This is a genomic window from Micromonospora sp. KC207, assembly GCF_004348615.1.
In the GTDB taxonomy this organism is placed as follows: domain Bacteria; phylum Actinomycetota; class Actinomycetes; order Mycobacteriales; family Micromonosporaceae; genus Micromonospora.
Map to the genome: position 1 here is coordinate 1 of NZ_SMKJ01000281.1, position 9,267 is coordinate 9,267.

7 protein-coding genes and 1 pseudogene are annotated in these 9,267 nt (G+C 72.8%); 3 read left to right on the forward strand and 5 right to left on the reverse strand.

Annotated features, from left to right (window positions below; genetic code table 11):
• A pseudogene (locus E1258_RS33605) lies at window positions 1-430 on the forward strand (tetratricopeptide repeat protein); the annotation flags it as partial.
• Window positions 431-588: 158 nt separating this feature from the next.
• Here the strand turns inward: E1258_RS33605 and E1258_RS26405 are convergent.
• Window positions 589-1,215, reverse strand: a complete 627-nt coding sequence (locus E1258_RS26405) for an SGNH/GDSL hydrolase family protein (protein WP_132405872.1) — start codon at window positions 1,213-1,215, stop codon at window positions 589-591.
• Window positions 1,216-1,441: 226 nt separating this feature from the next.
• On the opposite strand from E1258_RS26405, the gene E1258_RS26410 reads away from it, so the two are divergent.
• Entirely contained in the window at window positions 1,442-3,664 is a 2,223-nt protein-coding gene (locus E1258_RS26410; protein ID WP_371688689.1) for an ATP-binding domain-containing protein, read from the forward strand.
• Window positions 3,665-3,725: 61 nt separating this feature from the next.
• Here the strand turns inward: E1258_RS26410 and E1258_RS26415 are convergent, their stop codons facing one another.
• Entirely contained in the window at window positions 3,726-4,133 is a 408-nt protein-coding gene (locus tag E1258_RS26415; RefSeq protein WP_132405876.1) for a hypothetical protein, read from the reverse strand.
• 414 nt (window positions 4,134-4,547) lie between these two features.
• Between E1258_RS26415 and E1258_RS26425 the strand changes: the two genes are divergently transcribed.
• The gene (locus E1258_RS26425; protein ID WP_036374951.1) at window positions 4,548-4,919 is read left to right on the forward strand and encodes a hypothetical protein; all 372 of its coding nucleotides are present in this window, start codon (window positions 4,548-4,550) and stop codon (window positions 4,917-4,919) included.
• Between the two features lie 89 nt (window positions 4,920-5,008).
• Here E1258_RS26425 and E1258_RS26430 read toward each other — a convergent pair whose 3' ends face one another.
• From E1258_RS26430 to E1258_RS26440, 3 genes are all read right to left on the reverse strand, one after another.
• Window positions 5,009-5,992: a sporulation protein gene (locus E1258_RS26430; protein ID WP_132405878.1), complete on the reverse strand. Its 984-nt coding sequence runs from the start codon at window positions 5,990-5,992 to the stop codon at window positions 5,009-5,011.
• 177 nt (window positions 5,993-6,169) lie between these two features.
• Window positions 6,170-6,943 carry a DeoR/GlpR family DNA-binding transcription regulator gene (locus tag E1258_RS26435; protein WP_132405881.1) on the reverse strand — a complete coding sequence of 258 codons (774 nt, stop codon included), beginning with the start codon at window positions 6,941-6,943 and terminating at the stop codon, window positions 6,170-6,172.
• A gap of 39 nt (window positions 6,944-6,982) precedes the next feature.
• The gene (locus E1258_RS26440; protein ID WP_132405883.1) at window positions 6,983-9,031 is read right to left on the reverse strand and encodes a beta-galactosidase; all 2,049 of its coding nucleotides are present in this window, start codon (window positions 9,029-9,031) and stop codon (window positions 6,983-6,985) included.
• Window positions 9,032-9,267: the final 236 nt, after the last annotated feature.

Sequence of the window (9,267 nt, forward strand, 5' to 3'; positions counted from 1 at the left end):
GGGTGAGCCGCCGCCACGCCGGCTCACCCCGCTCGTGGTGCTCGCCGGGGTGACCGTAGTGGTGCTGGGCACGGCGGCGGTGGTCGCCGGGGTCGCCCGGGTCGGCGGCACGAAGCCGGGGCCGGTCCCAGCACCCTCGGCCTCCGCCCCACCGGGCCCCAGCCCGTCCGGCGCGGGGCCCTCGGGCGGGGCTCCCCGCCCGGGTGCGTCCGGCGGGCGGTCGGCCAGCCCACGGGCCGCCGCCTCCCCGGGTACCCCGCCCGGCGGGGTGAGCCTGCGGGACGACCGGATCGACATCGCGCTGCGCGGGACGTACCCGGTCGGGGCCAGCGGGCCCGTGGTGCTGTCCGGGCGGCAGCCGAGCGTGTTCGAGCCGCCGCCAGCGGGCACCAGCTTCCTGGTGCACGGGCTGGACCGTACCAACGACTAACGCCCCACGGTTGGTCGCCCTGGTGGTGCTCGGCGAACACGATCGGCCCCAGCCGCAAGGTCTGCACCCGCCGACGCTGACCCCCGACGCCTGAGGCGGCGACGGAGGCCGGGCGGGTTAGCGGGCGCTCGCCACCTACGGCCAGGACCGGACGGCCGTCAGGCCCCGAGGGCGGCCAGGAAGGCGTCCGCGATCACCGCGTGGCCCGGCAGCCCCGGGTGGACGCGGTCGCTCGCCCAACGGCTCGCCGGGCTGTGCGCCAGCACCCGGTCGAAGGCCGCCTGGGTGGCGACGTGCACCGCGTCGAAGTCCTTGGCGAGGGCGGCCACCACCGCCGCATACCGATCGGTCTCGGCGCGCTGCGGCTCGTCGACGTGCGCCTCGATGAAGAACGGGTCGGCCAGCACCAGCCGACAGCCGGTGACGGTCACGGCCCGGCGCAGCAGGGCACGCAGGGTGCGCTCGTACTCGTCGATCCCGACGGCCTCGGCCTCCCGGCCGGGGCTGAACGCGCGCCAGATGTCATTGATGCCGATCATCACAGAAAGCCAGTCGGGACGCTCGGCGACGGCGTCGGCATCCCAGCGGGCCGCGAGGTCACGGACGGTGTCGCCGCCGACGCCCCGGTTTACCCAGGTCAGCTCGCGCTCGGGGTACCGGGCGTCGACGAACGCACGGACCAGGCTCATGTACCCGTCACCGTAGGGGGCGGCGCTGTCGCGCCGGCCGCAGTCGGTGATGCTGTCCCCGATGAACACGACCCGTTGACCGGCATCCAGCAGCATGTGTGCGACTCCGTCCCGACCCGGTGGCATGACCCGCTCGGATCGCTTGGCCGGAGGGGCACTCGCACGGTATCTTCGACAATTCAGGCACAAAAAAGGAACGGCGCGCAAAATGCCGTTCCGGCACAATTTTAATTATAAGGGAGAAGGCTTGTCAAGGCACTCCGCGGGCACCGACGAGCTGCGGCACGACGACGGGATCGGCCACGAGCAGGAGTACGTCTCCATGCTCTACGGCCGGCTGGACGGCATGCGGGAACAGTCTGCCCGCCGGCTCGCCGAGGAACTGCGCAAAGCCGGCGGCACCCAGCAGGACCGGTCCCAGCGCGACAGCGCTGTGAGGATGTACGCCGAGCAGGTCGAGCAGTTCTCCGCCGTGGAGAACGGGCTGTGCTTCGGCCGGCTGGACACCGACGACGGCGCCCGCCACTACATCGGCCGGATCGGGATCTTCGACACCAGCGGCGACTACGACCCGCTGCTGATGGACTGGCGGGCCCCCGCCGCCCGCGCCTTCTACCTGGCCACCGCCGCCAACCCGCAGGGCGTACGGCGGCGCCGGCACCTGCGTACCCGGCAGCGCAAGGTGGTCGCCCTCAACGACGAGGTGCTCGACCTGACCACCGCCTCCCCCACCGCGCACGAGGAGCTGACCGGCGAGGCGTCCCTGCTCGCCGCGCTCAACGCCGGCCGCACGGGGCGGATGCGCGACATCGTCGCGACCATCCAGGCCGAGCAGGACCGGATCATCCGGGCCGACCTGCCCGGGACGCTTGTCGTCCAGGGCGGCCCCGGCACCGGCAAGACGGCCGTCGCCCTGCACCGGGCGGCGTACCTGCTCTACACCCACCGGCGGGAGCTGGCCAGCCGGGGCGTGCTGCTGCTCGGCCCGAACGAGACGTTCCTGCGCTACATCTCCCAGGTGCTGCCGGCGCTGGCCGAGACGGGCGTGTTGCTGCGTACCCCAGGCGACCTGTTCCCGGGCGTCAGCGCCCGCCGGGCGGAGCCGGCGCGCGCGGCGGCGCTCAAGGGCCGGGCGGAGATGGTGCAGGTGCTGGCCGCGGCCGTGCGCGACCGGCAGCGGGTGCCCGACGAGCCGCTGGAGATCGAGATCGAGCGGGAGGTGTTGCCGCTGGCCCCGGAGACCGTTCGGACGGCCCGGGACCGGGCCCGCCGCTCCGGCCGGCCGCACAACCTGGCCCGCGCGGTCTTCGACGTCGAGATCGTGCACGCCCTTGCCGCCCAGGTCGCCGACCGGATCGGTGCGGACCCGCTGGGCGGGGAGAACCTCCTGGAGGAAGCCGACCTCGCGGAGATCCGCCGGGAGCTGCGCGAGGAGCCCGAGGTCCGGGCCGCCCTGGACCACCTCTGGCCGGTGCTCACCCCGCAGCGCCTACTCGCCGACCTGTACGCCGACCCGGACCGGATCGCCGCCGCCACGCCCGGGTGGTCCGATGCCGAGCGGGCGCTGCTGCGCCGCGAGCCGGGCGGCTGGGCCCCAGCCGACGTGCCGCTGTTGGACGAGGCCGCCGAGCTGCTCGGCGAGGACGACCGGGCCGCCCAGGCCCGCCGGGAGCGCATCCGTGCCATGCAGCGCGAGTACGCCGAGGGCGTGCTGGAAATCGCCCGGGGCTCCCGGTCGATCGACGTGGAGGACGAGGCGGGGGGCGGCGAGATCCTCGGGGTGACCGACCTGCTCGACGCCGACCGGCTGCTGGAGCGGCAGGAGTCCACCGACGGGCTGACCACCGCGCAGCGGGCCGCCGCGGACCGGAACTGGGCGTTCGGGCACGTGATCGTCGACGAGGCGCAGGAGCTGTCGCCGATGGCCTGGCGGCTGCTGATGCGCCGCTGCCCCAGCCGGTCCATGACGATCGTCGGGGACGTGGCGCAGACCGGCTCGCTCGCCGGCACGCCGTCGTGGGCGGACGCGCTGGAGCCGTACGTGGCGCAGCGGTGGCGGCTGGAGGAGCTGACGGTCAGCTACCGCACCCCGGCCGAGATCATGTCGGTGGCGGCCGGGGTGCTGGCCGAGATCGACCCACAGCTGCGCCCGCCCCGCTCGGTGCGCCAGAGCGGGGTGCCGCCGTGGGAGCGCGCGGTGGCCGAGAAGCGGCTGGCCGCCGAGCTGGCCGACGCCGCCGTCGCCGAGGCGGCCAGCCTGGCCGACGGGAGACTCGGGGTGATCGTGCCCGCCGGGCGGGTCGAGGGGCTGGGTGCCGCCCTGGTCGCGGCGCTGCCCGAGGCGACCGTCGGCGAGCACCCGGAGTTGGAGAGCCGGGTGGTGCTGCTGACGGTGGCCCAGGCCAAAGGGTTGGAGTTCGACTCCGTCCTGGTCGTGGACCCGGACGCGATCGTCGCCGAGTCGCCGCGTGGGCACAGTGACCTCTACGTCGCCCTCACCCGCGCCACCCAGCGCCTGGGCGTCCTCGCGCTGTCCCGCCACTGACCCGAATCTTGGACAGTTACCGTCCGGTGTGGATGGTAACTGTCCAAGATGGGCGTGGCCGTCACTCGTCGGTGAAGTTGCCGACCCGGCCGGCGCTGCTGGACTGGTCGCTGGTCGATCCGCCCGCCGGGGTGCTCAGGCCACCCGTGGTGGCGTCGCCGGTGGTGGTCGGGGCGACCTTGCCCGGGTGCCGCTCCGGCTGCCTGGCCACTCGACGGACGCTCGCCGGGCCGGCCGTGCCACCGGTCGTGGTGATCGCGCCCTGGCCCCGGGTCGGGCCACCGTCGCGCAGCACCTGCGGGTCGATCCGGACGTGCGCCGGGTCGTCCGGGTCCTCGTCCTGGATGATCCGCTGCACGTCGGTCTGCGGCACGGTGACCTCGTCGAGCGCCCCCTCGCCGTACACGCCGCCGGCGATCCGTTCCTCGGCCTTGCGGGCGGACTCCCGCATCGTGTCGTCCTCACGCACGTCCATCACCTCGCAGAAGTGTCGGAATGCTCCTGCGTGCCCCGCCGCCGGACCGCCAAACCCGCCCCCACCGCCGGGCAGCCAAACTTGCCCCACAGCCGGGCAGCCGCACCAGATCGCCATCACCGGGCATCCGGGCCAGCGCGAATCCGGCCAGCGGGAAACCGGCATCGCGCCACAGAGGTGACGGAGCGCCGGCGCGGGGTCCGCCTTCGTCGCGCCGCGGCGGCGCGTGGCCCGCGCCCCGGATCCCGCGACGACGCTGCTATCCGGGCCCCGACGGGTGTTACCTCGTCAGGGAAGTCGGGTAGTCGGGGGGTGCCCCCGCCAGGAACGTGAACCGCGCCGTGGCCGAAACGCGGTAGCGGGGCGAGGGAGCGCAGTAAGGACTCATCGCATCCTGAGGAGGACAAGATGAGCACGCAGGCTGCATCCACCAGGCCGATGAACCGCACGCAGGAAGCGCAGAACCGCGCGATGCAGGAGGCACCCACCCGGCCGATGCCGATGATGCACGACGGGCGCCAGGAACCGATGGCGGCACCGGGCACGGAGACCAAGCCGTCGTTCGCGACCACGGAGTTCTGGGTCTACATCGCCTCCGTGATCGGCGTGCTGGCCGCGTCGTACCTGGTCGGCAAGAACTCGGTCGGCGTGGACATCTTCCGCGCGCCGCAGGCCTGGTTCTTCATCACGCTGCTGACCATCGGTTACCTCGGTAGCCGGGGCCTGGCCAAGGCCGGCAGCAACTTCCGCAGCGGCACGGAGCGCAAGGCCCGGCACTGACGCCGGCCTGATCGGCTCCGAGCAGCACGGTGGCCCTCCGGGAATCCCGGGGGGCCACCGTCGCACATGGAAATCGGATACGTCGGCCGCTACTCCTCGCCGAATCCCCAGTCCTCGGCGAAGTCGCCCTCGACGGCGTCCTCGACCATCTCACCCGCGACCATCCCGCCGACCGCGCCGAGCGCCGCCCCGGCGACGATCCCGCCCATGCCGGGACCCCGGCCGTGGCCCTGGCGCGTCGGGTAGCCGTGCGTCGGGTACCCCGGCGGGGCTCCGGAGCCCTGGGCGCGCAGGCCGCCGTAGCGCGAGATGGTCTCCTTGAGCCACCCGTCGACCACCTGCGCCCAGTCCACCCGGTCGGCGTCGGCGTGCGAGACGGTGTACCGGCCGAACACGTCGTGGCCGGCGCTGAGAAGGCCACCCCGCTTGCCGCACTCCAGGATCACGTCGATGCCCTGTTGGCTGGTGACGAAGGTCAGCTCGACCTCGTTGACGCTCTGCGCGTACTGCGGGGCGGCGAAGAACTCGATCTCCTGGTAGAACGGCAGCGTCTGCCGTACCCCGAGGATGTGGCCGCGCTCCAGGTCTGCGCCCTTGAACCGGAAACCCAGCTGGGCGAACGCCTCCAGGATGCGCTCGTGCACCGGCAGCGGGTGCACCGCCACCTGGTCGAGGTCGCTCTTGTCGACGGCCCGGGCCACCGCCACCTCGGTACGCAGCCCCATGGTCATTCCGTGCAGGCGCTGCCCGTACACGTCGGTGATCGGGGTCTCCCACGGCACCGGAAGCTGGAACGGGATCGACAACTGCTGTTTCGGGGCGAGCTCGAAGGCCCCGCTCACCGGCATGCGGTGGAACTCCATGATGCCCGCGTACTCGCTGTCGCCGCCCTCGACCTCGACCCGGGTGACCAGGCCGACGGCGATCTGTTCGATGGCGGCGGGCGCTTCCCCGCCGACCAGGTTGACCTGGCCGTCGAGGGTGAGACCTGGCCGGGTGTTCGGGTTCGCAAGGACGGTGTCCACCGTGGGACCGCCCACACCGAACGCGCTCAACATCTTCTTGAAGACCATCGCCACTCCCGCAGACGGGTGCGCGCGCTCCACCCTGGAGCGTCGCAGCTCACCGGACCGACCCTAGCCGCCGCTCCTGTGCGGTGCCTGGGAAACACACCGTGTGCGTTGTTGGTAACACCCGAGTGGTGAGAGGGGGACCCCTCCCTACCGTAGGCGTTAACAGGGGGCCCTTCCTCACACCTCCACCACCAACAGGTCGCCCACCTGCTCTGCGAGCTGGGCGCGGGCGTCGGGGTCGAGCCCCGAGTCGGTGATCAGCACGTCCGCGTCGGCCAGCGGGGCGATGGTGGCGATCCCGATCGTCTCCCACTTGGTGTGGTCGGCCAGCACCACCAGCCGCCGGGCGGCGCGCACCAGCCGCCGGTTGATGCCCGCCTCCAACAGGTTGGGAGTGGTGAAGCCGGTGCGGAGGCTCAACCCGTGTACCCCGAGGAAGAGCACGTCGACGTTGAGCGCGCTGACAGCGGCCTCGGCCACCGGCCCGGTGAGCGCGTCCGAGGGGGTGCGGATGCCACCGGTGAGCACGACCGTCCGGTCGGCGCGCGGGTCCTGGTAGAGCGCGGCGGCGACGGGGATGGAGTTGGTCACCACGGTCAGCCCGCGCACGTCGGCGAGCAGGGTGGCCAGGGCGGCCGTGGTGGTGCCGGCGGACAGCGCGATCGCCATGCCGGGCTCGACCAGGGTGGCGGCCCGTTCGGCGATGGCGCGCTTCTCGTCGCGCTGGCGGATCGACTTCGCGGCGAAGCCGGGCTCCTCGGCGGCCCCGGGGCCGGCGAGGGTCGCCCCGCCGTGCACCTTGTCGACCAGTCCCCGCTCGGCGAGGGCCTCCAGGTCGCGACGGATGGTCATGTCGGAGACGCCGAAGCGGCTCACCAGGTGGCTGACCCGCACCCCGCCGCGCTGTCGGATCAGCTCAAGGATGGCGCTCTGCCGTTGCTGGGCGAGCATCGAACCTCCTCGACGCGGACGAGCGGAAGGGTAACCAGATCAGGAGGCCTCCACAGGGCGAGTCCCCGGCGTGTCCGACAGCTGGGCGGACTCCTCCCGCACCACGGCCACCTCGCCCGGGACGACGACGAGCTCCCCCTCGCAGCGGGCGCCGGTGAGCAGCTCGGTGCCGGTGGCGGCGATCCGGGCCGGCCGGTCGGTGTGGTTGACGACGAACAGCCAGCTCCCCCGGTCGCCCCGGCGGCGGACCACCTCGACGCCGCGGGGGGCGTCGGCGGCCGGCCGCGCGCCGGACTCGGCCAGTAGCCGGGTCACCAGGCGCTCGGTGGCGGCGTCGTCGAGCCGGGTGCCCACGTACCAGGCGGCGCCCGCGCCCACCGCGTGCCGGGTCAGCGCAGGGACCCCGGGCAGCGGCCCGTCGGCGTACGAGGCGAGGACCTCCGCGCCGGCCGGGTGCAGCCACTCGGTCCACACGTCGGCGGCGGAGCCGTCGTCGAGGGTGACCCGCTCGCCCTCGCGCAGCGGGAAGAACTCCTCGGTACGGATGCCGAGCAGGTCCCGGAACGCGCCGGGGTAGCCGCCGAGCCGGATGTGGTCGTGCTCGTCGACGATGCCGCTGAAGTACGTCACCAGGGCGGTGCCACCGGCGGAGACGTACCGGTGCAGGGCGTCGGCGTCGGCGTCGCGGACCAGGTAGAGCGTCGGTGCCAGCACCAGCCGGTAGCGGGACAGGTCGGTCGACGGGTGCACCACGTCGGCGGTGATGCCGGCCCGCCAGAGCGCGCCGTACAACGCGGCGACCCTGTCGGTGTACGTGACGTCGACGCTGGGGTGGGAGTCCAGCTCGACGCCCCACCACGCCTCGAAGTCGAACAGGATCGCCACGTCGGCGTCGACCCGGCTGCCGCGCACCTCGGCCAGGGCCTTGAGGTCGGCACCGAGCCGGCAGACCTCGCGGAAGACCTTGGTGTCCGCCCCGGCGTGCGGGACGAGCGCCGAGTGGTACTTCTCCGCGCCGGCGCGGGAGGCCCGCCACTGGAAGAACAGCACTCCGTCGGCGCCCCGGGCGACGTGGGCGAGGCTGTTGCGGCGTAGCTGCCCCGGGACCTTCGCCATGTTGCGGGGCTGCCAGTTGACGGCGCTGGTGGAGTGCTCCATGAGCAGCCACGGCGCGCCGCCGGCGACGCCCCGGGTGTGGTCGGCCGCGAAGGCCAGCCCGACGTGCGACTGCGGATCGGCGGCGGTGAGGTAGTGGTCGTTGGCGACCAGATCCACGTCGCCGGCCCAGGAGTAGTAGTCCATGTACTTGGTGCCCATGCCGATCATGAAGTTCGTGGTGACCGGCTGGCCGACCAGCCGCTTGAGCAGTTCGCGCTCGGCGCGCAACTGGGCCCGCTGCTCGTCGGAGGAGAAGCGCATGAAGTCGAGCTGCTGGGTGGGGTTGGCGAAGGCCGGCGCGGTGCGCGGCGGGTTGATCTCGGCCCAGTCGCCGTACCGCTGGCTCCAGAAGGTGGTGCCCCAGGCGTCGTTGAGGGCGGCCAGGTCGCCGTAGCGCTCGCGCAGCCAGCCCCGGAACGCCGTCGCGCTGACGTCGCAGTAGCAGTGCACGTTGTGGCAGCCCAGCTCGTTGGAGACGTGCCACATCACCACGGCGGGGTGCGCGGCGTACCGCGTGGCGACGGCCTCGACGAGGGCGAGCGAGCGCTCCCGGAACACCGGCGAGCTGGGGCAGTACGCCTGCCGGCCGCCCGGCCAGAGGATGGTGCCGTCGGCGCGGCGGGGCAGCGTCTCGGGGTGGGCGTGGGCCAGCCACGGCGGCGGGCTGGCGGTGGCGGTGGCGAGGTCCACCTGGATGCCCCCGGCGTGCAGCGTGTCGAGCGCACGGTCGAGCCAGTCGAAGTCGTACCGGCCGGGGACCGGCTCCAGCAGGGCCCAGGAGAAGATGCCGACAGAGACCAGGTTGACCCCGGCGCGGCGCATGAGCTCCACGTCCTCGGCCCAGGTCTGCTCGGGCCACTGCTCGGGGTTGTAGTCGGCTCCGTAGAAGATGCCGTCGCCCTGCCAGCTGCTGTCCTGTCGATCCCGCATGAAGGCACAGCGTGCCCGCGCATCCAAACCAAGTCAACAGTTTCCAACATCCGAGTTCTTTACAACGTTTACCTCATCGATCCCCTTGTCACAGCCCGATTTCGATCGACGGATCGGCTCTTGACAGCGCCCGACGGACGGGTAGCTTGAGGCGCCTATGGCCGTTCGTGTTCGCTGATGTGGGTTCACGGTGGATCCGCTGTGGCATTCCTGAACGCCCACCCGCCTCACCACAC